We start from the raw sequence: 23373 nt of genomic DNA on the forward strand, positions 1-23373 counted from the left end.
GCCGCTGAAGCCCCCACTCCATGCTTGCCCCCCATTCCCCCCTCGTGATCTGGGCAGCGGTCGCCGTTGCCACCATCGGCCTGCTGTTCCGTCCCTTCCGCATCCCCGAGTATGTGTGGGCGCTGGGTGCTGCCGCCCTGTTGCCGCTGCTGGGCGCGGTATCGCTGCAGACCGCATGGGGCGCGGTAGCCGAAGGCCGCGACGTCTACCTGTTCCTGGTCGGCATGATGGTGCTGGCCGAACTGGCGCGGCGCGAAGGCCTGTTCGATTGGCTGGCGTTGTACGCGGTGCGGCATGCGGGCGGATCGGGGCGACGCCTGTTCGACCTGGTGTTCCTGGTCGGCACGCTGGTGACGGTGTTCCTGTCCAACGATGCAACGGCCGTGGTGCTGACACCGGCGGTCTACGCGGCCTGCAAGGCGGCGCGCGCCAATCCCCTGCCCTACCTGTTCGTCTGCGCCTTCATTGCCAATGCGGCCAGCTTCGTGCTGCCCATCTCCAACCCGGCCAACCTGGTGGTGTACGGCCAGCACATGCCGCCACTGCTGCAGTGGCTGGCGCAGTTCGCGCTGCCGTCGGCGGCGGCGATCGGTGCCACCTACCTGGTGCTGCGCTGGGTACACCGGCGCGAAATCGCGCAGCCGCTGGTCGCCGCACCGGAACATCGCCCGCTGACCGAGGGTGGCCGACTGAGTGCATTGGGCGTGCTGTTCACCGGCAGCGTACTGCTGGTGACGTCCGCGCTGAACGGACCGCTGGGCCTGGCCACGTTCTGCGCCGGCGCGCTGAGCGTGGCGGTCGTGGTGATACGCCAGCGCCATAGCCCGCTGCCGCTGCTGCGGCATGTCGCCTGGGGCGTGCTGCCGCTGGTGGCCGGTCTGTTCGTGCTGGTGGAGGCGGTGGCGCAGACCGGCGTCATCCAGACTGCGGCAAGCGCGCTGCAGGCCATGGCGCAGGCTTCTCCCCACCAGGCCAGCTGGCTGGCCGGTGGCGCCGCTGCACTGCTGAGCAACGTAGCCAACAATCTGCCGGTCGGCCTGGCCGCCGGTTCGCTGGGCCAGATGGCTGAACTGCCCGCACAGACCCGTGCCGCACTGCTGGTCGGCGTGGACCTGGGCCCGAACCTGTCGGTGACCGGCTCGCTGGCCACGATGCTGTGGCTGGTGGCGCTGCGCCGCGAGGGCGAGCATGTCAGCGCGCTCGACTTCCTGCGCGTCGGCGCGCTGGTGATGCCGCCTGCACTCATCGCTGCGTTGTTGCTGCTGTGACCAGAATGCAGGCGGCGGCCCGGCCCTAGAAGACCAGCTGCAGACGGGTATTGAAGGTGGTGCCTTCATCCCTGCCCGCAGCACTGCCGCTGCGGTGGCGGGTCTGCCAACGCACGGCTTCGAACATCACCCGGCTGAAATCGTTGAGGTACCAGTTCGCGCCCAGTGTCCACGCGTGACCGGTACCACCACTGGGCAGTTCGGCATAGTCCACGTCCTCATAGCGGCCCTTCAGCTCCCACGCACCGCTGCCGCCGCGCGTCACCGGATCGGCCACCTTCACCTTGCCCCACGTCCCGGCCTTGCCCGAGTAGGACGGCAGCGCGCCCGCCAGGAACCAGCCGGCCGAGATCGCCCACGCTTCGTGGTCGCGATCATAGCGCCCGCTGGCATCGGCCCCGCGCAGGCTTCGCGTACCCCACTCGCCGGTTGCCCACGCCGGGCCGAAGAAGCCGGCCAGTTCCGCGCCGTAGGCGGTGCTGCGCTCGGCGCCCACCAGCGTGCCCGGTGTGATCCTGACCAGATCGTTGAAATGCCCCGCGATGGCTGAACTGCGCACCACGCCGCTGGCCCCGGCGGGAATCTTCTCGTGGAAGGCCCATGCGCCCAGATGCACCGTGGCGTCGGCGGTGTCCAGCGGATTCCAGTGGACGCGGGTGGCCCAGGTCTGGCTGTCGTTGTCGGTGCCGGCGTTGTTGAGGTCGTTGCCGGCCACCGACAGGCTGGCATGCCAGCCCCTTCCATGCACCCGCTCGGTGAGCCCGACACCAAACAGGCCGCGCTGCGGCAGCAGCAGCGTGCCGACCACGTTGCGTTCCTGGAACGGCGTGTTGGAGGTGCTGCTTGAGCCATCGATACCGCGATCGTTCAAGCGGTTGCCGATCGTGAGATCGGCCGGCAGGCCGAACAGCGTGTGGTCCAGCGTGGCGTAGACCGACTTCCACGCCACCGCGTTGTCGGCGAAGTCGCCCTCCACGACCCAGCCCAGGGTGCCGTAGCGCCCCTCGGCCCCCAGGCGCACCGAACGGATCTCGGTACCCGAAACGTTGCGGTCGGCGACCGCCGAACCGTCGGTGCTCGAGGCATCGACGAACAGGCGGCCACGGGGGCGGAACACCGTCGTGCCGTCGGTACTGCTGAACTCCGGTGCACCCTTGGCCCAGGAGACCTTCGGCAGCCTGGACTGGCTGGTTTCCAGTGCGGCCACCCGCGTTTCCAGCGCAGGCGCGAGCGGCGTTGACGGTGCCCTCGCACTGCCCTGCCCGCCCTCGACGGCGCGGAGGCGTGCTTCCAGTTGCTGGATCTGCAGTGCCTGCTGCTGCACCAGGCGTGACAGCTCGGCCTGGCTCAGCGGCGCGGGCAGCGACGACGTGGACTGTGCGTCGGCATGGCCACTGGCCAACAGCAGGCCGAGCGCGACCGACAGCGCTGCCAGCGGCAGCACGTTGGAATGGTTCATGGGCTCTCTCCGGCCAGCCGGCCCCCTGGCCTGGCGCTGGCCCGTTGCGGTGGTGCGGGGGAAGATCGGGGAAGGAAGCGCGCGCCGCCGGATCGGCCCGGCGGCGCGGCAGGCGGGCTCAGCCCGTCCGGGTCAGCTGGTGGCCTGTGCCTGGGCGTTGGGACGCCAGGTGATCAGCTTGTTCTCGACCACGTCCAGCAGCGCGTCGATGACCAGCACGAAGGCGGCCAGGATGATGATGCCGGCGAACACGCCCACAGCGTTGAAGTTGCCTTCTGCCTGCGCGATCAGGTAGCCCAGGCCCGCCGAGGCGCCGAGGTATTCGCCGATGATCGCACCGACCACGGCAAAGCCGACCGAAGTACGCAGCGAAGACAGGATCCAGCTCGCCGCTGCGGGGAAGTAGACATGGCGCAGCAGGTCACTGCGGCTCGCCCCCAGGATGCGGGCATTGGCCAGCACCACCGGATTCACCTCGCGCACGCCCTGCATGGCATTGAAGAATGTGGTGAAGAACACCAGCGTGACCGCCAGCGCCACCTTCGACCACAGCCCCAGGCCCAGCCACAGCACGAAAATCGGCGCCAGCACCACGCGTGGAATCGCGTTGAAGCCCTTGATGAAGGGATCGAGGATGCGTGCCGAGCGGCGGCTCAGGCCGAGCCAGACGCCGCCGGCCACACCCAGGCCGGTGCCGATGATGTAGCCCAGCGCGGTTTCGGTCAGCGTGATGTAGACATGCTGATAGAACGACGTATCGGACAGCCAGGTCCAGGCCTGCTGCACGATGGCGGTTGGCGATGGGAAGAAGAACGGATCGATCACGCCCAGCGCGATGCCGCCTTCCCAGCCACCGAACACGGCGACCACCAGCGCGAGCTGGATGAACTTGTCAGTCTTGGCGTGCATAGCTCTTCTCCACTTCGCCGCGCAGGCAGGCCCAGATGTCGCGGTACAGGTCGGTGAAACGGTCATCCAGCTTGATTTCGGCCACGTTCCTCGGCCGTTCCAGATCCACATCGAAACTGCGCACCACGCGGCTGGCCGGGCCGGAGGACAGCACCACCACGCGGTCGCCCAGGGCGATCGCTTCTTCCAGATCGTGGGTGATCAGGATCACCGAGCGCCGGTCTTCCTGCCACAACCGCAGCAGCTCGTTCTGCATGAGGTGGCGGGTATGGATGTCCAGCGCCGAGAACGGCTCATCCATCAGGATCACCTTCGGCTCGACGATCAACGCCTGGGCCATCTGCACGCGCTTGCGCTGGCCACCGGACAGCTGGTGCGGGTAGCGATGCTCGAAGCCGGCCAGGCCGACCTTGGCCAGCCACGCGTTGGCCTTGGCCTTGCGTTCGGCCTCGGGCACACCGCGGAAGCGCAGGCCGAGTTCAACATTCTGGTACGCGGTCTTCCACGGCAGCAGCGCGTCCTGCTGGAACAGGTAGCCGACCGACTCCTGCACGCCGCTGACGGCACGGCCATCGATGCTGACCTGGCCCGACGACGGCTTCAGCAGGCCCGCCACGGAATTGAGGATGGTGCTCTTGCCGCAGCCGGTGGGTCCGACGATGGCAAGGAACTCGCCGTCACCCACCTGGATGTCGACATCGCGTACGGCGGTGAATTCGCCGAAGGACATGGTCACCTTGTTGATGGCGACCATGGTCTGTGCAGGCTCCAGCTGCGGCGCGCCATTGAACTGGCGCACGGTGGCATTGAGGGCCATGGTTTACCTCCGCTTACGGTTGGGCAGCCGGCGCCGCAGCGTTGGCACGCTCGACGAAGGCATTGGTATAGGTCCGGGACAGATCGATATCGGCCTTGGCGACATCCGTGTTGAACTCACGCAGCACCTTCAGCGGTGTTTCCAGATCGGCAGGCGTGAAGTGACCGTCCCGGGTGAAGATCGCGCGCGCGTTCTCCACCGCGCGGGCATAGGTGGCGCGGTCACCGGAGACGTAGCTGTCCGGCAGCGCGGCCACGATGTCTTCAGCACTGTTGTCGGCGATGAACTTCAAGGCCATCTGCTCGGCGCGGGCGATCTTCTCGGCCGCTTCGGGTCGCGTGTCCAGGAAGCTCTGGTTGGCGTACATCACCGAGGTCGGGTACAGGCCGCCATAGACCTGGCGGGCGCCGTCGTCGCTGCGCGCGTCGAGGATGATCCTGCCGACCTTGCGCTCGGTGATCAGGGTGGCGGCAGGATCATAGTTGACGAGCAGGTCGATCTTGCCCTGCTCGAGCGCGGCCACCGCTGCGGCGCCCGAGCCGACGCCGATCAACGAGATGCTGTCGGCCGGAATATCGTGCTGGGCGAGGAAGTGACGGACGAAGAAGTCGGACGAGGAGCCCGGCGCGGTGATCCCGACCTTCTGGCCCTTGATGGTCTCCGGGCGCGCCGGATCGAAGGTGGCATCCTCGCGGCCGGCCATCACCAGGCCGGAGTTGCGCGAGAGCAGTACGAAGGCCACCACGTCCTTGCCCTTGGCCTGCATCTGGATGGTGTGGTCGTAGAAGCCGACGGCCACGTCGGTGGAATTGGCCACCAGCGCCTGCAATACCTTGGAGCCGCCCTGGGCGAAGTTCTCGGTCTTCACCTGCAGGCCGACGTCCTTGAAGTACCCCTTGGCGTCGGCGATGAAGAACGGCAGGTTGTTGAGGTTGTAGGAGCCGACGCTGATGCGTACCGGGGCATTGTCGCCACCGCCGGCGGATGCGCCTTCGCTGCGCCCGCTGTTGCTGCATCCGGCCGCGGCCAGACCGGCCGCGCACAGCGCGGCCAAGAAGAACTGCTTGTACATCATCCCTCCCAGGAGTGAAGCATCTACGTTGTAATGGCGGGCATGCGCGTCTACGCAGGCCCGTCCGGGTTCAGATCATGCCGCTGACGTCCATTGGCGGGCTTGGGTGGCACTGGCCGTGGCGGGCGCGGGCGAAGTCGCGTACACGCGCCCCTCGAACAAGCGGCGTGCGGTGCGGACCACGCTGGCAATCACCGGCGAATCGCCCGAGCTGCGACTGAGGCCCACCTCCAGGGCCCCACTCGGATGTTCGAGGGTAATGCTGCCGGGAACGGACCGGCATCCGACCAAAGTGTGGGCCAGCGTGCCCGGCGTGACGGCGGCGGTGGCCAGGCCGACCGCACCGGTAATGGCCAGTGCGGTGTGGCATTGGTGCGGCATGAAATAGCGCACCTGCAGATCGCCGCCCTGTTGCGGCGCCGACAGCAGCACCGGCTTGGGAATGACCTTGTTGCCGGCGTCGGCGATGCCCATGCGGGCGCCCGCCTCGATGCGCAGCGCTTCCAGCCGGCGCATGAACGCCGCGTCCGCGTTCAGTTCGGCGGGCGAGGCATCACCGCGCACGCCCAGGTCTTCGGCACGCACCAGCATCATCGGCATGGCGCAGTCCACCAGGCTGGCCGGCACGCCATTGATGGTTTCCTGCGCATGCCCGCTGGGCAGCAGCTTGCCGGTGCGGGCGCCTGCCGCATCAAGGAAGGACAGCCTGACCGGCGCGGCTGCGCCCGGCGCGCCGGCAATGCGCGTATCACCGCGGTAGGCCACAGTGCCGCCCGGCGTTTCCACCGTGGCGATGATCAGCTTGCCGGTGTTGACGTTGTGGATGCGCACCTCGGTCTGCGGATCCTGCGCCTGCACCAGCCCACGCTCGATGGCATACGGGCCCACGGCCGCCAGCATGTTGCCGCAGTTGGGCGAGGTATCCACCACCTGCTGCTCCACCCGGACCTGGGCGAACAGGTAGTCCACGTCGGCGTCCGCCCGGCTCGAGCGGTCGATGATCGCCACCTTGCTGGTCAGTGCGTTGCCACCGCCGATGCCGTCGATCTGCAACGGATGGCCCGAGCCCATCACTTCCAGCAGCAGGCGATCCCGTTCGGCGGTGTCCGCCGGCAGGTCGCTGGCCAGGAAGAACGGGCCCTTGGAGGTGCCGCCGCGCATGAGCACGCAGGGAATGCTGAGCAGATCGTTGGACATACGTGTGCTAGATTGATGCGTATAGGGGATGAATGACCCCTCTGTGATTCGATACTGGCATGACCCTAATTGATCTGTGAATTGCTGATTTTTGGATGATTGATACCCAATGAGCATCAATTGCGAAATCCTGGATCTACGCGCGTTCCTGCTGGTATCGGAGACACGCAGCTTCCATCGCGCCGCTGAAATCCTGCACGTCTCCCAGCCGGCGCTCAGCCGACGGATACAGAAGCTGGAGCAGGCCGTGGGTTCGCCGCTGCTGGAGCGCACCACGCGCAGCGTCAGTACCACCGCTGTCGGCGAGAACCTGCTGCCACTGGTGCGCCGCATGCTGGAGGAATTCGATGGCTCGCTGTTCTCGCTGCGCGGCCGGGAGGACACCCGCGGCGCCACCGTGACCATCGCGTGCCTGCCGACGGCGGCGTTCTACTTCCTGCCCAGCGTGATGGCGCGTTTCCACGAAGCACACCCGAACGTGCGCTTCCGCATTCTGGATATCCCGGCCACGGAGGGTCTGCAGGCAGTGGAACGTGGTGAAGTCGAGTTCGGCATCAACTTCATGGGCGCCAACGATCCGAATCTCGACTTCGACGTGCTGGCCGAGGATCCCTTCGTCCTCGCCTGCCGGCGCGATCATCCGCTGGCCCGCAAGCGCAAAGTGGAATGGGCTGATCTGGCCGAGCACCAGCTGATCACCGTGCATCGCACCAGCGGTAACCGCACGCTGCTGGACGGCGCGCTGGCGCGCGAGAACCTCAAGTTGAGCTGGCACTACGAGGTGACGCACCTGTCGACGTCACTGGGCATGGTCGAGGCCGGCATCGGCGTGTCGGTGCTACCGAAGATGGCCACGCCGGACGGGGATCACCCCACCCTGGTGACGCGCGCGATCGGCAACCCGGTGGTGTCGCGCACGATCGGCATCGTCCGCCGACGGGGTGCCCTGCTCTCGCCCACCGCAGAGCGATTCCTTCAGATGCTGATGAGCCAGTGGCGTGGGGAGGCGTGAGCAACCGCGCGGTTCACGCGCTTGTGCTGTCCTGGCTCCAGGCGAATGTGCTGCTGCCACTTATCAATCGGGCCGTCTGCATCGACCATTCCTGCAGAAGCTGCCGCGCGCCTGATTCGCCACCTCGCCCGATTGCCTCCAGCATCCTGTCCAGTCTTCCGCGGATCGCGCTGGACACCGGCAGTGCGAGCAGATTCTTCAGTGCAGCGTCTGCGGCCGGGAAATCGCCCAGGCGAATGGTGGACAGGTACTTCACCCATTGGCAGTAATCGCCCTCGAAACCGGCCTCTTCAACATACATCAGAAGGTCCGCAGCTGTTGTCACTCCTTCGAGCATTGCGAGGTGAGCCTCGTGCGTGCCGCGGAAAAAGCCCTTTGGATCTTCCGGGCAAGCGACCCTCTGGCCGAGAGACATATGCAGGTGTGGCAGGTCGTCATAGACCGGAAGTGCGAAGGTCCATACATAGATGGAGGACGGCGCTGGGTCCATGGCAAACCCGGAGATCACATCGCGCGTGTACGAAACAATCAGAAAGTTGCCAACCACCCGCAACCCAGCCTTCCTGGCGTTCCGTTTCATTGTCCACAGATCAATGGATCTCATGCGTGCGCCCGACGGTTGGCGACGGCATAGGACTTTCAATGTTCAACTGGATGCCCTGCACCATTTGCCTTCCATCGCGCAGGACAACAAGGGCTCGATCCAGATCGCGCCTTGCAATGGAAATCGATCTCAGACCAATCGATTGAGCGACCTCGCACTGCGAGAAGAAGATGTCATAGGTCTCCATCAACTCGGCATGAAACAGCTGATTGGGGGCGTTGTCGATCACCCTGGAGAGGTCCGTCATGAAATTCCATGCATCCACGACCTCCCCGGGGTCGACCTCCCGCCCTGAATCTACAGACGAGATCAGCGAGTCGAGGTCAATGACGGACTCTCCTTCCCAGTCCAGGACTCGGCCGCGCGCGGCAACCTGACCCTCCAGCCCTTCCTTGCTGCTATCGCATACAGGCCTTCCATTGCTGGACATCACCCGATCATGGTCACCTGATACCCAGGCAAACCAGATGATCCGCATTCCCCCTGCAACGCCGACCGGATATATCGCTTCCACTATCGATTCCTGCTCAGATGGTTCCATCCATCCCGGGCTCTCACGGGAGGTGCAGCCGCTCCGATGGTAACGCCAAACTCGATTGCCGATGACCTGCGGAGCCTCCAGCGACCGGCACTACCAGGTCAATCAACCTGCGGTTTCCAGTCCCCTCCCCGCCGCATCCATCCGCAGCGAGGCCAGGTAGCGACAGTACTTGCCCACGAAGACGCCAGTGAACCCGCCGGTCAGCAGCAGGTAGGCGGCGCTGAAGCCGGCACTGGCGGTCAGCGTCGGCGACACCGCAAATGCGACCTCGAAGCCGTACTTCACCAGGAAGGTGACCAGCAGCAGCGGCAGCAGGCTGAAGTCCGCGCTGCGCCAGAGCTTGCCGGTGCTGCGGTCCAGCGTCAGCTTCAATCGACTCAACAGCAGCCAGGCAAGCGCGGCCCCCGTGGCGATGCCGGCCAGCCACTCGCTCCAGGCGATCAGCGACGCGCCGAAACGATGGCTGATCGACCACGCGCCCCAGACGGCAAACAGGCCGGGCACGATCGCCAGCTTCTGCAGCGAGGTCTGGGCCGGCTTCATGGCGGCAATGCCACGGGTGACCAGGAAGGCCAGGAGCAGCCAGACCCAGATCGGCGTCTGCGAGGCGAGTTGCTGGAGCATGTTCATGAGCGGTCCCCCTGGTGAGTGGTGGCTGAGTGGTGGCGAGGTGTCCTCGCCTTGGCGCTCACTATTCGCTTCCGCCCGGGTTGCAGCCAGTGACAGCTGTCAGCCATCGCCGGTTACGCCGTGGCGAGCACGCCCTGGCCTGACCCGGCCGGGGCGGGCCGGGCCGGGCACATGCTGTTGACGGCCCGGCCCTATGCTGGGGCACTCATTGGAGACCTGCCAGGTAAAAACCATGACGAAGCTGCACACCCTGATACTGACCGGCGCCCTGCTTGCGCTGAGCCCCCTGGCCTCGGCCGAGACCGTGAATCTGACCAACAGTGCCGAGGGTGCCAACCGCGATGCCGGCATCACTGCGGTCAAGAAGAAGCTGCAGGACGCGTGTACCGAGCGCAAGGGCTCGGCCGACACCGCCTCGTTCGAGGTGGTCTTCGAGAAGACCAACCCGAACCCGAGCGTGCCCAAGCCCTACTACGTGGACGGAAAGATGAAGTGCGACCTGCCGGGCTGAGGCGATTCAACCATCGGTGCCGGAAATGCGCCGCCGGTACTGCGCCACCCACTCCAGCGACGGCGCAATACCGCCGAACGGGAAGAAATGCGGGCTGACCTGGCCATGGGCGCGGGTCAGCCCCTTCACCAGGCAATCGACGAACACCTCCGGCCCTGCCGTGCCGAGCAGCCGGCCGATCGAGATGCCATACCGGGCCAGCATCGATGCACTGGCGCCCACGCCGCACATCGCGGCGTAGCGCAGCAGGCGAGAGACGCTGGCCGGGCCCGGCACGCCGACCAGCACCGGGACGCTGATGCCACGCGCGCGCAGTGCATCCAGCCAGGCCAGCACGGCATCGGCATCGAAGGCGAACTGGGTGACGATCAAGGGGGCCATGCCGCGCGCTTCGATGCTCTGGCATTTACGCTCAAGCGCCTGCCAGCGTTCGTCACTGCTCATTACCGGATGCCCTTCCGGGTGTCCGCCGATACCAACGACCTTGATCCCGGAGTGCTCCAGAACACCGGTCTGGATGATCGAAGCGCTATCGGCAAACGGTCCGGCGGGCGTGGCCAGGTCGCCCGCGATCAGCAGGCAACGCGCGACCCCGGCGTCGCCGGCCGCGCGCTCCAGGAAGCGCGCAAGCGATGCGGCTGACCGGATGCGGCGGGCAGAGAGATGCGGCATCGGCTCGAATCCGAGCGCGCGCACGGTGCGCACGGCGGCCAGGCGGGCGTCGTCATCCTCGCTGGCCAGCCAGGGAATGGAGATGACCGTACCGCGCGGGATCCGATCCGCCTCGGCGCGCAGCGCAGGCATGGCCTTCGCGCTGACTTCCAGTGAAAAGGCGTTGATGAAGGATTCCGCGTGCGCTGAGGTACCGGCCGGCATCAGCGCGCCTCGCGTGCATTGCCGGCAAGCGGCGAGCTGTTGCGGGCCAGTTCGATGAAGGCCTGCAGGTAGTCGATACCGGTATCGGCCTCGCGCGCACCCAGGTAGATCTGCTTGGGGATGCCCTTGGCGCCCAGCCGTACGGGCACCACGTCCATGCGCGTGGCGTACTCCTCCACCAGCCAGCGCGGCATGGCAGCCACGCCGCGGCCGCTGGCCACCATCTGCATCATGATGTCGGTGGTTTCGATGGCCTTGTGGCGCCGCGGGGTGATGCCGGCCGGCAGCAGGAACTGGTTGTAGATGTCCAGGCGCTCGAACGGCACCGGGTAGCTGATCAGCACTTCCTGGCCGAGCTGGCGCGGCTTTACGTGGTCCACCTTGGCCAGGGCGTGGTTGCTGGCGACCACCAGCACCTGCTCGTAATCGAACACGGGGATGAACTTCAGGCCCGGCTTCAGCAGTGGATCGGGCGTGACCAGCAGGTCGATCTCGTAACCGAACAATGCGCCGATGCCACCGAACTGGAACTTCTGCTTGACGTCCACATCCACGTCCGGCCACGCCGCCAGGTAGGGAGAGACGATCTTCAGCAGCCACTGGTAGCACGGATGGCATTCCATGCCGATGCGCAGCGCGCCGCGCTCGCCCTGCGCGAACTGGCCCAACCGCTCCTCGGCCAGGTCCAGCTGCGGCAGTACCCGGTTGGCGACCGCCAGCAGGTACTGCCCGGCCTGGGTCAGGCGCAGGCTGCGGCCCTCGCGCAGCCAGACATCGGTGCCCAGCTGCTGCTCCAGCTTTTTCATGCTGTGGCTGAGCGCCGACTGGGTCAGGTTGAGCACGCCGGCGGCCGCGGTGAGCGAGCCCTGCTGTTCGACCTGCTGCACGATGCTGAGGTGGATCCGTTCCAACATGACGATGAATCTCATTCATGGATTGGTGAAGTAATACCATTTTACGTCATGGAAGGGCATGGCTAGGATCGGGTCATGCCTTCGGTTGCCTGCCAGCCTGCTGACCCAGCCGGCCTGCAGGGCTGCGCACCTGCAGATGCCCGAAGGCGCTCCCCTCCCCCGCTGATAGCGAACAGATGACCCGCCCCCTCCGTATCGTCGCCGTTTCCGGCGGACTGCAACGCCCCTCCAGGGCCGCCGCCCTGGCCGAGCATCTGCTGGACCTGATCGGCGAAGACATCCACAGCGAACAGCAGCTGATCGAACTCGGTGAGCTGGCACCGCAGCTGGCCGGTGCGCTGTGGCGCTCGCAGCTGCCCGAGGCCGTGGAGCGGCAGCTGGTTGCGGTTGAACAGGCCGACGTCCTGGTGGTGGCCACGCCGGTCTACCGCGGCTCCTACACCGGCCTGTTCAAGCACTTCTTCGACTTCATCGACCAGGATGCGCTGGTCGACACCCCGATCCTGCTGGCCGCCACCGGCGGCAGCGAGCGCCATGCCCTCGTGATCGACCACCAGCTGCGCCCGCTCTTCAGCTTCTTCCAGGCCCGCACCCTGCCCCTGGGCGTCTACGCCACCGACCGCGATTTCGCCGAGGGCCGCGTGAACAACGACGCACTGATCCAGCGTGCGCGACTGGCCGCGCAGCGGGCGATGCCCCTGCTGGCGCTGTCCCATCGCGCCGCGCCTCCCGCTACCGCAGAGGCCACCGCAACGCTTTGAATGCCAGACGCCGCCGACCTGCATCTGGATGTCACCCCGCAACCCGGAACGCCGCCATGACGACCGATACCTTCACCTTCAGCATCACGCACATCCCCTTCAACGAGGATTACCAGCCGGCCGAGGGCACGCGCATCACCACCAACTTCGCCAACCTGGCCCGTGGCGCGTCGCGGCGGGAGAACCTGCGCAACACGATCAGCATGATCAACAACCGCTTCAACGACCTGGCACATTGGGACAACCCGAATGCGGACCGCTATGCGGTCGAGCTGGACATCATCACCGTGGAGATGCACATCGACGGCGCCGACGGCAGCGATCCGTTCCCGTTGATCGAAGTGCTGCGGCCGACCATCGTCGATACGCAGACCGGCGCGCGCACCGAAGGCATCGTCGGCAACAACTTCTCGTCCTATGTGCGCGACTACGACTTCAGCGTCGTGCTTCCAGCCAGCAACGAAGGCAAGGACACCTTCGGCATTCCGGAGGGCTTTGGCGACCTGCACGGCAAGCTGTTCAAGCACTTCCTGGAGTCGGACGCCTACCGCGCCAACTTCAACAAGGGTCCGGTCATCTGCATCAGTGTGTCCAGCAGCAGGACCTACCACCGCACCGAGAACCATCATCCGATCCTGGGCGTGGAGTACCGCCAGGGTGAGCGCTCCCCCACCGACCAGTACTTCGACAAGATGGGCCTGCGGGTGCGCTATTTCATGCCACCGGGCAGCGTCGCGCCGCTGGCGTTCTACTTCCAGGGCGACCTGCTGGGCGATTACTCGAACCTGGAACTGATCGGCACCATCAGCACCATGGAAGCCTTCCAGAAGATCTACCGCCCGGAGATCTACAACGCCAATTCCGTGGCCGGCAAGGTCTACCAGCCCAGCCTGAAGCACCAGGACTACTCCTCCACCCGCATCGTCTACGACCGCGAAGAGCGCAGCCAGCTGGCGGTCAAGCAGGGCAGGTTCACCGAAGAGCACTTCATCAAGCCGTACCGCGCCGTGCTTGAGCAGTGGGCCGCCCGCTGATCCATCGATTTACCAACCGCCCCAGGACACACGACACAATGCCGACGAAGACGCTGCTCCCCACCTCCACCGCAGGCAGCCTGCCCAAACCCTCCTGGCTGGCAGAGCCCGAAACACTCTGGTCACCCTGGAAGCTGCAGGACGAAGCGCTGCTTGAAGGCAAGCAGGACGCCCTTCGCCTGTCCCTGCAGGAACAGCAGCACGCCGGCATTGATATCGTCAGCGACGGCGAGCAGACCCGGCAGCATTTCGTCACCACCTTCATCGAGCATCTCAGCGGCGTCGACTTCGAGAAGCGCGAAACCGTGCGCATCCGCAACCGCTACGACGCCAGCGTGCCGACCGTGGTTGGCGCGGTGAGCCGCCCGAAGCCGGTGTTCGTGGAGGATGCGAAGTTCCTGCGCCGCCAGACCACGCAGCCGATCAAGTGGGCGCTGCCGGGCCCGATGACGATGATCGACACGCTGTACGACGCGCACTACAGGAGCCGCGAGAAGCTGGCCTGGGAGTTCGCGAAGATCCTCAATGAGGAAGCGAAGGAACTGGAGGCCGCCGGCGTTGACATCATCCAGTTCGATGAGCCGGCCTTCAATGTGTTCTTCGACGAGGTGAACGACTGGGGCGTGGCCGCCCTGGAGCGTGCGATCGAAGGGCTGAAGTGCGAGACGGCGGTGCACATCTGCTACGGCTACGGCATCAAGGCCAACACCGACTGGAAGCAGACGCTGGGTTCGGAATGGCGCCAGTACGAGGAGTCGTTCCCGAAGCTGCAGACCTCCAGCCTCGACATCATCTCGCTGGAATGCCACAACTCCCATGTGCCGATCGACCTGATCGAGCTGGTGCGCGGCAAGAAGGTGATGGTCGGTGCCATCGACGTGGCCTCCACCACGGTGGAAACCCCGGAGGACGTGGCCAACACCCTGCGCAGGGCGCTGCAGTTCGTGGACGCCGACAAGCTCTACCCGAGCACCAACTGTGGCATGGCGCCACTGGCGCGCGACGTGGCCAGGGGCAAGCTGCGCGCACTCAGCGCGGGAGCGAGGATCGTTCGCGAAGAACTCTCGGCATAACCCTGGCTGGGGAGGAATTGTTGTTCGAATGTCGGTTTGACGGAGCCTGGCCGGGTATCGACCAGGCTCCACCCCGCCCCTGCACTTCCGGTCGGGTCTTCATCGCGGGCTGTCGCGGCGCCAGTGCCTGCTTGATCCGTACCACCTCCCCCGCCCCGGCCTCGGCCAGGCGGCGGGCCTGCTGCCGTTGTTCCCGCGAAAGCGCGGGCGACGGCGCAGCGCCTGTTTCCGGCGCTACGTCCACCAGGCGTGCCACTGCCTCGCGCAGCCGCAGCTGTGGGCAGAGCCGCGCAGCACACCAGCGCTCGGCGTAGCGCCTGGCCTGCCGCACATTCGTGGCGGCCACCACCTTGGTCTGGGACATCCTGCGTGCATCCAGGTAGACCCGGAAGCCAAGTTCGGCATGCGGCACGATGTTGGCCACCGAGCGCCCGTTCCACCACAGGTCCCAGCGCTCGCCGCTCCGTACCCAGCCGGAGGGCCGGGTGACCGTCATGAACTCTGGAAGATCGAAGGGAGGACTCATGTCGGGAAGGATACGAGCGCCCGTCGCACCGGCTGAGATCCGCACCGTGCGCTTGTTCGAGACCATGAATCGTTAAGGCGCGCTTGCTTCCGCTACGCCTGCTCCGCACCGCCGGGCTACGGGAACAAGAACTAAAGTGACGCGTCACGCTCGATGATGCTTTCGATCCAGTCGATGTAGCGGGACACACGCACGTTGTAGACCACCTGCCCATAGAAACCCGCTTCCAGCGCATGCTCGGGTACGGCGGTGATCCAGGAACCGAGGCCCACCAGCTGCCAGGCCCCATCTTTCTCGATCACCAGCGGGCCGCCGCTGTCGCCGTTGCCGAGCACGCCTTCAAGGGGAAGGCCCTGCGGAGGCGGATCAAACCGGTACCAGAGATAGCGCGTGTTGCCGCCGGTGATCGCGTTGCAGGCCCGCCGCAGCGTTGTACGATGCGGCCCGCCGGGCATCAGGCCAGTCGCACCATTGCCGGTGGCGCCTCTCCCTATCAGGGCGGCGACCTGCGTGACCTCGTCGGCGCCCCGGTAGAGTGCGACCGGCGGCACATCGCTCACCGGTGCGGCAAGTCTGATCAACGCAATGTCATCCGATGCTGCCAGGAACGCGTGGATTTTCGACGCGCTCCCGGTTGCCATCGCTTCCTTGCCCAGCGCCTCGGGCATCTTCCGGTAGCCGGGGTGCAGGAAGACACGCTCGACGCCGTAGCCGTTCCCATTGATGGTGATGGTGGCGCCCCTCCCTTCCATCGGCGCGGCATGCGCGGCGGTCAGCACCCAGCGCGGCGCGATCAGGACGCCGTGCCCCTCGCCCGGCATGTCGGCCAGCGCGGGGAAGGCCGATGCATCGATCTGATACCGGGCGTCGTCCACATCATCACGGATGACCACGGCACCGGCAGTGAACGGGAGCGTGGCCAATGCCAGGAAAATCCAGCGGTTCATGGTTGCTTGCATCCCAGCAGTTCAATCCCAACAGCCTAGGGCATGGCCCTGCCATACGGGGAGATCGTGCGACCGATCCCCGGCGATTGCCGACGAATGCGGGGAAACGGGAGTTGAAGCCAGGCGGGCCATGCCCTACCTGCGGCCGCGATAGGGTTCGCAGCCCACGCCATCATTGTCACGATCGAGGTGCGGGCCATAGCCCGGATCACCACGCCGTACCGGCGCCGCCCCGGCGGCGCGGGCCTCCGCGCAGTTGGCAAACACCCGGGAACTGCGCGCGGGCGCGGGGGCGAAACTGCTGCGCGGAGTGTCGACGTATCGAGGTGCCGCTGGAGCGCCTCGATGACAGTGATACTCACCCGTTTTCCGGTTGGTGTGGCACCCCTGCTTGTCGAGCCCGCCCGGATGCGCGAGCGCATTGGCGGACAGTGCCAGTGCGAGCATGCCGGATGCAGTCAATACGCTGGAAACGCGGCGTCGTGTGTCCATGCCTTCCCCCTGTCAGGCACTCCTCTGCCAAGGGGAAGGCTAGCATGGTGTCTCGACCGCCAGGCTTGACGCTGCAGCGGCTGCCACTCAACGCAGGTAGTGCTTCAGGAACAGCCAGGTGATCAGCGTCGGCAAGATCAACAAGAAGAAGCTGCGCGTGCTGCACGCCCCGGAGGCAGGCGCCGGCAGTCGCTGATCCCTGGGCGGCCACGGGCTCTGCGCCAATGCGGGGAAATCAATGCACCCGCGCTCCTGTTCCGTCGGTTCCGCCGCATACATCGTGGCTGGCGCCGATCCTCCCTCGCCCCTCGCTCCTACAGTGGATTCGCGGCGACGCACGGCCTGCACCCCCGATGGCAACGCCGCCGCCCCCACTTTTCGAGCCCACAGGAGCGAGACATGGCATGCCTTTCCCGGACTATCGCTGGCACAGCGGCAATGCGCCCAGCCCCCTCCACGCAGGTTGAACGGAGGGGTGCACCATGAACCAGGTCTACGTCGCAGTCTGGGATGGAGCCCACTATCTGGTCGTCCGCAAACGGGTGCTCAACAGCTGGTGGGGCAGCAATTCCGTGGTCGTACTTTCTGCCGAGGCGATGGCCGCTGTGCTGGCCATCCGCAACGCGTCCGGCGGTGGCACAGAGCAGGACTGGGATCTGGTGAAGAAGCTGCTTTCCGGCGCCTGGCGCGCCGCAGGGTCAGTCGCCTACCGCGGCGAACGCACGCTGCCCCGCACCATGGACGCACTGGACCGGGCGCTTGAAAGCGCCGAACGCACGCATCCGCAGACCGATGACATCGCCATGGAGACGCTGGCCGCTCTGCAGAGCCTGTTCCGCGAGGACGCAAGAACCCCTCCCCCGTTCAGCGCTGCGCGAGCAACCTTGCGGGAGCTCTCCATCGCGTTGCCGCCGCCCACCCGGGGTGCGCCGAACTGGGCCGCTGCGTTGATACTGGCACAACGCCTGGTGGCGGAAGTCGGGGCGTGGTCGGATGGCCTGCCCCCGGCGCTGGTGAACCAGGCGGGGCAATGGGCCCTGCCCGGCGGCGGCCGCCTGAACAACGAACGCAAGGAGCGCGCCGCGCGCCGCGAGTTCGAGGAGGAGCTTGGCATCTGGCTTGGGCAGGGACGCGCCGCATGCGATCTGCGTGCCCGGCTGTTTCCGGATGGGGGAGGCAGCTTCTCCCTGGTTCGCTTCCGCACCACGGCCGAGGAGCTTCTGCGGATGGCGCAGGAGGCCGAGAACAACGTCCAGGCCAGTGCCAGCAGCCCTGCGCGCCCCCAGTCCTGCCTGGTGACCGACTGGGAGGTGGCGAGCATCGGACGGGTACCGGTGACCGAACTGCGCAACATCCTGGGAGCAAGGGTGGAGGTTCCGGGCGCAGGAACACCGGAGGTTGACGAGGCCCTGGCCGGCGCCAGGCCCGGTAGCCAGGAGATCGACTGGTACCGGGAGATCGCCGCTCTGCTGTCACCCGCCTGAGCCTCCAGCGCGAACCCATGTGATCCCCTGCAAGCCCAGCGAGGCCCACCATGAAAGAGAGCACGCCCGAGCGCGAGGCCCGGCGCCACATCAGCAAGCAGCTCACCGCGCAGATCAACAACGCGCAGGCGTATCCCGACGTCCGCTCGGTCGTGGTGAAGGCCCTGTCGGACATCAAGGACCAGCTGCGCAGCCTGTCCAGCAAGGTACGGCGCGACTACAGCCTGAAGCCCGACGAGCCGCTGATGTTCTTCTACGTCAAGGGCGGCAACGCACTGGACGCACTGCTTGAACGCCCGGCCCAGCCGCCACCGACGCTGTTCGATTTCGGCCGGTCCGACTGGGATACGCAGGTGGTGATCAATCCCTGGATTCCGATCCCGGCCCAGGACGCCCTGCACGGCGGCGTGGAGGACATCGTGATCGAGGTGATGCTCGGCGCCGGCCTCAACATCGCATTGGAGATCAGTGTCTTCCCACCCAACCAGAATCCGCTGGCCGGCCAAGTGGTGGATCTTGCACCGGTGGACATCCATGTGCCGCCCGGCCAGCAGTGCCTGGTGACCTGTGACACTCCGCAGGCGTTCCGGAAGGTCTACCAGCGTGACCGCGCGGGCCTGCATCTGTTCACCAGCGAACCGCTGAAGGGCATCGGCACCTCCACGGCCTTGGCCAGCCCGTCCGTGCTGCCCCCGCCGCAGCCGCCACTGCCCGTGCAGCCGCCCCCTGCCCCTCCGCCGCCACCCGGCATCATCCTCAACGACGGCATCAAGCCGTTCGTGCTGTACCGCATGGGCTACACCTGGCACGCGCGATGGGTGAAGGATCCGAAGGCGCCTGCCGGCGACGACCCGGTGACGCCACGGCCGATCCTGATGGAACTGATCGATGTGACCACGCCGCGCCGCGATACCGTGGAGGCCGTGACAGTGTGGTCGGACATCATCCGCAACCATCTGGTGATTGCCGAGGATGCCGGCGCGGAAGAGCGCTGGCGGCTGCCCCTGCCCAGCATGGAGTACCACCTGTGGGAAGGACTGACCATGCTGTGCGAGATCGCCGCCTATCCGGGCTGGCCGGGTGCGGACAAGCTGGAGAAGCGTCGCCGCAATGTGCAGCGCATCCACGACTGGTACCGCGACCAGCAGGGCGACCTGGCGACGTTCGGCAGGGTGATCGATGGCATCTCGGCCGCGCCGGTGTTCGCCGATGACAGGGACTGCATGCAGCAGGTCGATGCCTGCATGCGTGAGGTCAAAATGCGCATGCAGGCGTCATCTTCGGGATTCGATCACGGCGCCCTGTCGGCCACCCACACGCATCGCCTGCGGCAGGGGCGGCAGTGGGTCGCGCAGCGGGTCGCAACGCTGCTGCAACGCCTGCAGACATCTGCCGCATCCTGTGGCTACAGCGACGATCTGGCGTTGATCGGGACGCTGGCACAGAACCCCTACCTGGATGTCACCCAGGTACCGATCTCCGACGTCGACTGCGCGATGATCATCCGCACCGACCCTGCAACGCTGCGCAGGGCGACGGCGGCCAACTGCTTGAATGCGCTTGCCGAGGATCTCGGCGCGCACATGACCATCGAGGATTCCCTGCACTCGACCGTACGTGCGACGGGTATCAGTTACGAGCGAACGCTGGTGATCTTCGATGCGCCGCGTTCGCCGTCGGCGCGCGTGGCCAAGGCGATCCTGACATTCACCACGGCTGGCCCGGTCGGTTGCCCGTTCCGGGACAGCCCCGACGGTTCCGGGCAGGCCATCGCGCCGTTGCTGGACATGGACAACCAGCGCAAGGTGGCAGCCTCGATCGTCCAGGGTTTCGTGCAACGGGCGAATCTGTCCAGGCAGCACGAGATGATCCGGGTGCTGTTGCCGCAGGGGGAATGATCCTCCATCAGCGCAGCGCGGGCGGCGGGTTCCGATCAGGTCCGATCAGTCCCTGCCCTCCAGGATCCATGCCTCCAGCGCCTGCGTGTCCCGCATGTCCCCCGCGTAGCGGCGATCCGGCACGTAGGGCTCGTTCGAACCGCGCCCGCGACCGCGGTAGACCTTCATGGGCACCGAAATCCGGCTCAGCCCACTGGGCAATGGCTGAGGCCTGATATCCATGTAGACACTGAGGGCGCCGTCCATCTGGGCGACGAAGCCGGGATTGTGCGGGTCAACCACCCCGGGATGGCTGTCGCGCAGGGCCGCGTCAGCAGCCTCCAGATCCATCAACAGCGTGCTCGGCCAATCTGTGGCAGAGCCTTGGGTGCCTGCTGCCAGTACCGCACCGACCAGCAACGATGCGAGCGCCATCGATTCACCTCTCTACTGGATTGCGTTCCAGGCTGGCAGCTTTCAGGTCTGTCGTGCCGCGCCCGCCGCAACGGGCGCGGCGCCACTTCAATGCAGGGGCACCTTCAGCACCGAAGGCGCGTTGGCCGGTGAGCTGAAGGTCACCGCACCGCCCAGCTGGCTGATGCCTGCATAGCGCAGGTCCACGGTATCGACCACCAGGGTCAGGCGGCTGCCGGCCGGGAGGTTCCAGCTGCTGGCTTCCAGGCGGAGATCGATTGTTTTCGGCTGGCCGGGCGTGGCCCCGCGCAGGGTGTAGGGCTTGTGGCTGACCAGCTGGCCGTTGCCCAGCGCGTCTTCGGCATACAGGTAGGCATACAGCGTGGTATTGGCGCGGCTGGGCGTCACCGTCACCCGCACCTCCGGTGCGCCATCCAGGCGACGTGCGCTCCAGTAGATCGGGCCCTGCCAGACGCCGGCGGCGTTGCGGCCGACGAACGGTACATAGGCGCCGGGCGGCAGGTTGATCATCTGCAGTGCACCGGAGGCCATCACCACGCCGGAACTGGCAGCCGTCAGCAGCCCGCTGCCGATGCGGTAGCTCCAGCCGGTAGCGCCACCGTTCTCCGGCAGGCCGCCGGTGGGCAGCAACAAACCGGAGGGTGCGGTCAGGCCGTAGCTGACGGCGCCCGCATTGGTGGCCTGCCAGTCCGGATAGCGGCTCCAGCTGCCCTTCTGCGACTTCAGCTGCACCGCTGCCTGGCGATCGATGCCATTGTCCACGCCCTTCAGGTAGTGGTCGAACCAGTCGCCCACGGCGGCATAGACCTCATTGGGAATGCCGAACGCACCGAAGGCCTCGTTGAGGGCATGGTCGCCGTGGCGCAACTGCAGCTGCTTGGGCCCCTTCAGGCGGTTGAAGAAATCGACCAGCTGGCCCGGCGGGAACAGGCTGTCATTGAAGGCATTGGCGAGGAATACTGCCGGCTGGTTGGCGTTGATCTCTTCAAGGCTGCTGGCCGGGCTGCGCTGTGCGGCCACCGGCAGCAGCGAGTCCACCGCCCCCTGGTAATTGCCGACCAGCACATTGCGGTTGATGGTGGCCAGCTCCGCGCCGGGGCGGCCGGTGGCCAGACCCGCCGCCACCAGCAGGGCGATGCCCTGGGCGCTGGGTGTGTCATGGCTGTACAGCGACGCCTGCAGGTCGGCCCAGCCACTGAGTGCGGCAACGGCCTTGATGCGGGGGTCGCGCGCCGCCGCCAGCAGGCTGGTGCCGGCGCCATAGGAGATGCCCGAGACCCCGATCCTGGCCGGATCGGCGCGGGTGTTGTCCAGCGCCCAGTCGATCAGCGCGCTGACATCCTCGACCGTGGCGGGCCCGGCGATGTCGATGCTGCCACCCGACTCCCAGAAGCCGCGCGAGCTGTAGCTGATGACCACATAGCCGCGCTGCGCCAGCGACTGTGCCACGCCCACGTACTCCACGCTGGGCACCGCCCAGCTGCTGGGCATGACCAGCAGCGGATAGCGCCCGCTGCCGGCATCCTGCGGCTCGATGACGAAGGCCCCGAGAGGCGTGCCATCCCAGCTGGGAATGGTGCGATGGGTGGTCTTGACCGTGGCGGCCCAGGCGGTGGGCGCCAGGCCGGTCAGCAGGATCAACAGCAGCAAAAGCTTGCGCATCGTCGTCTCTCCCCGTCGGTGGTGGTGCAACGGGTCGGACCGTACTAGTGCGAATGGTGGCTGGCACCTTGCGACGCAGCATGGCGCAAAGCGCACCTTGGTATGCTTCGCGGCACTGCGGTCCTCCGCAGGCTCCCATCAATGCAAGGATGCCCCCCCCGATGCGCAGGACGCTCTTCGTCGGCACGCTCTTGAGCGTGGCCAGTCTGTTCGCCCCTTCAGCCGTGGCGGCCCGGGACCCCGACGTCACGGATGACTGCAGCGAAATCGCGCAGTTGATGTCCAACGACGACTTTCCGGCACTGGACGCGATGGCCGCGCGCCTCCGCACGGGCGAGCTCAACGCCGCCGGCGAATCCCGGCTGGGCCGTTTCTACCTCTGCATGTCGCGTGCAATCGGCACGGCGCGGCAGGAGGTGGAGGCCTGGAACCGCTGGTCGGCCTGGGCGGCGCGCTGGGTTCAGCATGCGCCGAAGTCGCCGGCAGCCCACCTGATGACTGCACGGATTCCGCTCAACCTGGCCTGGAGCTACCGCGGAAATGGTTACGCCAACACCGTCAATGCCGAAGACTGGGCTCAGTTCCATGAGTACAACGCGGCTTCGCAGGCCTACCTGCAATCGCATGAGGGCGTTGCCGGCGGCGACCCGTTCTGGCACGAGATGAGCGTGCTGATCGCGCTGCGCGAGGGCGCGGATGACGAAGAACTACTGACGCTCGTCGACCGTGCAGCGAAGGCCTTCCCCGACTACGAGCCGCTGCACTTCATTGCCCTGCAGCACTTCACGCCGGCCTGGGGCGGCAGCGCACGGAAGATGGAAGCCTTCGCACGGCGCTCGATGGCCAGTATCCCGAAGAAAAAGCGGGCCATGCGCTACGCACGGCTGTACTGGTCAGCCACCGCGTATTCGGCCGATCACTTCCGCGCGGCGACACCCGATTGGCCGCTGATGCGCCAGGGGCTGGACGAAATCGCACAGCGCTACCCGACCATCGACAATCTGGAGACCATTACACGCTACGCCTGTTGGGCGCGTGACGGCGATGCCCTGGATCGGTGGAATCGCCTGTACTTGAGCCGAAGTGGTTTCAGCGAGGCGGTCATTGCGGACTCGAGCGAGCAAAGCAGGGCCGCCTGCCTGGCGCCGGATGCTGGGCAAGAGGCTTCCTTGTAGAGCCAATCGGTGCGGAGCCGGGCCGCGGAGGATGCGCGGTCCAGCATGCACTTCACATCTGCAGGGTGCTTAGCACGTACGCATGTCAGCCACGGAC

The 23373-nt window shown here is 66.4% G+C and carries 23 protein-coding genes and 1 pseudogene; 9 read left to right on the forward strand and 15 right to left on the reverse strand.

Annotated elements, in window-relative coordinates; all coding sequences use genetic code 11:
- Nucleotides 1–20: 20 nt before the first annotated feature.
- A complete protein-coding gene (locus AC5P7A_RS14890; protein WP_164165598.1) occupies nucleotides 21–1268 on the forward strand; it encodes an arsenic transporter in 1248 nt (415 codons plus the stop codon).
- Between the two features lie 25 nt (nucleotides 1269–1293).
- Here AC5P7A_RS14890 and AC5P7A_RS14895 read toward each other — a convergent pair whose 3' ends face one another.
- The 5 genes from AC5P7A_RS14895 to AC5P7A_RS14915 all read right to left on the reverse strand — a co-directional run bounded on the left by AC5P7A_RS14895 (nucleotide 1294) and on the right by AC5P7A_RS14915 (nucleotide 6722).
- Entirely contained in the window at nucleotides 1294–2727 is a 1434-nt protein-coding gene (locus AC5P7A_RS14895) for an OprO/OprP family phosphate-selective porin (RefSeq protein WP_495220274.1), read from the reverse strand.
- Between the two features lie 132 nt (nucleotides 2728–2859).
- Entirely contained in the window at nucleotides 2860–3636 is a 777-nt protein-coding gene (locus AC5P7A_RS14900) for an ABC transporter permease (protein ID WP_005409726.1), read from the reverse strand.
- Nucleotides 3620–4453, reverse strand: a complete 834-nt coding sequence (locus AC5P7A_RS14905) for an ABC transporter ATP-binding protein (protein WP_014647218.1) — start codon at nucleotides 4451–4453, stop codon at nucleotides 3620–3622. The genes AC5P7A_RS14900 and AC5P7A_RS14905 overlap by 17 nt, the downstream gene beginning before the upstream one ends.
- A 13-nt stretch (nucleotides 4454–4466) precedes the next feature.
- Nucleotides 4467–5525, reverse strand: coding sequence for an ABC transporter substrate-binding protein (locus tag AC5P7A_RS14910; RefSeq protein ID WP_041864185.1), 1059 nt, complete (start codon nucleotides 5523–5525; stop codon nucleotides 4467–4469).
- Nucleotides 5526–5600: 75 nt separating this feature from the next.
- Entirely contained in the window at nucleotides 5601–6722 is a 1122-nt protein-coding gene (locus AC5P7A_RS14915; RefSeq protein WP_049439659.1) for a 4-oxalomesaconate tautomerase, read from the reverse strand.
- Nucleotides 6723–6831: 109 nt separating this feature from the next.
- On the opposite strand from AC5P7A_RS14915, the gene AC5P7A_RS14920 reads away from it, so the two are divergent.
- A complete protein-coding gene (locus AC5P7A_RS14920) occupies nucleotides 6832–7734 on the forward strand; it encodes a LysR family transcriptional regulator (RefSeq protein WP_010485668.1) in 903 nt (300 codons plus the stop codon).
- A gap of 13 nt (nucleotides 7735–7747) precedes the next feature.
- On the opposite strand, the gene AC5P7A_RS14925 is transcribed toward AC5P7A_RS14920, so the two are convergent.
- From AC5P7A_RS14925 to AC5P7A_RS14935, 3 genes are all read right to left on the reverse strand, one after another.
- Nucleotides 7748–8314: a hypothetical protein gene (locus AC5P7A_RS14925; RefSeq protein WP_288496184.1), complete on the reverse strand. Its 567-nt coding sequence runs from the start codon at nucleotides 8312–8314 to the stop codon at nucleotides 7748–7750.
- Between the two features lie 10 nt (nucleotides 8315–8324).
- On the reverse strand, nucleotides 8325–8852 hold the full coding sequence (locus tag AC5P7A_RS14930) for a hypothetical protein (RefSeq protein ID WP_495220275.1): 528 nt from the start codon (nucleotides 8850–8852) through the stop codon (nucleotides 8325–8327).
- A 129-nt stretch (nucleotides 8853–8981) separates the two neighbouring features.
- Nucleotides 8982–9509, reverse strand: a complete 528-nt coding sequence (locus AC5P7A_RS14935; RefSeq protein WP_288496180.1) for a DUF6622 family protein — start codon at nucleotides 9507–9509, stop codon at nucleotides 8982–8984.
- 232 nt (nucleotides 9510–9741) lie between these two features.
- Between AC5P7A_RS14935 and AC5P7A_RS14940 the strand changes: the two genes are divergently transcribed.
- Nucleotides 9742–10020 (forward strand): hypothetical protein, encoded by a 279-nt coding sequence (locus AC5P7A_RS14940; RefSeq protein ID WP_481452546.1) that lies wholly within the window; start codon nucleotides 9742–9744, stop codon nucleotides 10018–10020.
- A gap of 6 nt (nucleotides 10021–10026) precedes the next feature.
- Here AC5P7A_RS14940 and AC5P7A_RS14945 read toward each other — a convergent pair whose 3' ends face one another.
- Together AC5P7A_RS14945 and AC5P7A_RS14950 are read right to left on the reverse strand one after the other, a co-directional pair.
- Nucleotides 10027–10896 (reverse strand): methylenetetrahydrofolate reductase, encoded by an 870-nt coding sequence (locus AC5P7A_RS14945; protein ID WP_495220276.1) that lies wholly within the window; start codon nucleotides 10894–10896, stop codon nucleotides 10027–10029.
- Nucleotides 10896–11810, reverse strand: coding sequence for a LysR family transcriptional regulator (locus AC5P7A_RS14950; protein ID WP_014647226.1), 915 nt, complete (start codon nucleotides 11808–11810; stop codon nucleotides 10896–10898). The genes AC5P7A_RS14945 and AC5P7A_RS14950 overlap by 1 nt, the downstream gene beginning before the upstream one ends.
- 176 nt (nucleotides 11811–11986) lie before the next feature.
- Here AC5P7A_RS14950 and msuE point away from each other — a divergent pair, with 176 nt between their 5' ends.
- The 3 genes from msuE to AC5P7A_RS14965 are packed head-to-tail and all read left to right on the forward strand — an operon-like array spanning nucleotide 11987 to nucleotide 14678.
- Nucleotides 11987–12571 carry an FMN reductase gene (gene msuE / locus AC5P7A_RS14955; RefSeq protein WP_495220277.1) on the forward strand — a complete coding sequence of 195 codons (585 nt, stop codon included), beginning with the start codon at nucleotides 11987–11989 and terminating at the stop codon, nucleotides 12569–12571.
- A 56-nt stretch (nucleotides 12572–12627) separates the two neighbouring features.
- The gene (locus AC5P7A_RS14960) at nucleotides 12628–13605 is read left to right on the forward strand and encodes a DUF1852 domain-containing protein (protein ID WP_346601068.1); all 978 of its coding nucleotides are present in this window, start codon (nucleotides 12628–12630) and stop codon (nucleotides 13603–13605) included.
- 38 nt (nucleotides 13606–13643) lie between these two features.
- Nucleotides 13644–14678 (forward strand): methionine synthase, encoded by a 1035-nt coding sequence (locus AC5P7A_RS14965; protein ID WP_014647229.1) that lies wholly within the window; start codon nucleotides 13644–13646, stop codon nucleotides 14676–14678.
- Here AC5P7A_RS14965 and AC5P7A_RS14970 read toward each other — a convergent pair.
- The 3 genes from AC5P7A_RS14970 to AC5P7A_RS14980 form a co-directional block, all read right to left on the reverse strand.
- On the reverse strand, nucleotides 14635–15270 hold the full coding sequence (locus AC5P7A_RS14970) for a hypothetical protein (protein ID WP_111206846.1): 636 nt from the start codon (nucleotides 15268–15270) through the stop codon (nucleotides 14635–14637). The two genes, AC5P7A_RS14965 and AC5P7A_RS14970, sit on opposite strands and share 44 nt — an antisense overlap.
- A gap of 65 nt (nucleotides 15271–15335) precedes the next feature.
- Complete coding sequence (locus AC5P7A_RS14975) at nucleotides 15336–16151, reverse strand: S1 family peptidase (protein WP_111206848.1); 816 nt, start codon at nucleotides 16149–16151, stop codon at nucleotides 15336–15338.
- A 135-nt stretch (nucleotides 16152–16286) separates the two neighbouring features.
- Nucleotides 16287–16643, reverse strand: a complete 357-nt coding sequence (locus AC5P7A_RS14980) for an excalibur calcium-binding domain-containing protein (RefSeq protein WP_111206845.1) — start codon at nucleotides 16641–16643, stop codon at nucleotides 16287–16289.
- Nucleotides 16644–17125: 482 nt separating this feature from the next.
- Here AC5P7A_RS14980 and AC5P7A_RS14985 point away from each other — a divergent pair, with 482 nt between their 5' ends.
- Both AC5P7A_RS14985 and AC5P7A_RS14990 read left to right on the forward strand, forming a co-directional pair.
- Nucleotides 17126–18127 carry an NUDIX domain-containing protein gene (locus AC5P7A_RS14985; RefSeq protein ID WP_495220278.1) on the forward strand — a complete coding sequence of 334 codons (1002 nt, stop codon included), beginning with the start codon at nucleotides 17126–17128 and terminating at the stop codon, nucleotides 18125–18127.
- Nucleotides 18128–18177: 50 nt separating this feature from the next.
- A complete protein-coding gene (locus AC5P7A_RS14990; protein WP_049439644.1) occupies nucleotides 18178–20025 on the forward strand; it encodes a hypothetical protein in 1848 nt (615 codons plus the stop codon).
- A 45-nt stretch (nucleotides 20026–20070) separates the two neighbouring features.
- Here the strand turns inward: AC5P7A_RS14990 and AC5P7A_RS14995 are convergent.
- Together AC5P7A_RS14995 and AC5P7A_RS15000 are read right to left on the reverse strand one after the other, a co-directional pair.
- A pseudogene (locus AC5P7A_RS14995) lies at nucleotides 20071–20256 on the reverse strand (S41 family peptidase); the annotation flags it as partial.
- 270 nt (nucleotides 20257–20526) lie between these two features.
- Nucleotides 20527–22101 (reverse strand): S15 peptidase family protein, encoded by a 1575-nt coding sequence (locus AC5P7A_RS15000; protein WP_495220279.1) that lies wholly within the window; start codon nucleotides 22099–22101, stop codon nucleotides 20527–20529.
- Nucleotides 22102–22262: 161 nt separating this feature from the next.
- On the opposite strand from AC5P7A_RS15000, the gene AC5P7A_RS15005 reads away from it, so the two are divergent.
- Entirely contained in the window at nucleotides 22263–23276 is a 1014-nt protein-coding gene (locus AC5P7A_RS15005; RefSeq protein ID WP_134808895.1) for a DUF4034 domain-containing protein, read from the forward strand.
- Nucleotides 23277–23373 lie beyond the last annotated feature (97 nt).

This window comes from Stenotrophomonas sp. YJH_SMC_65, assembly GCF_059369475.1.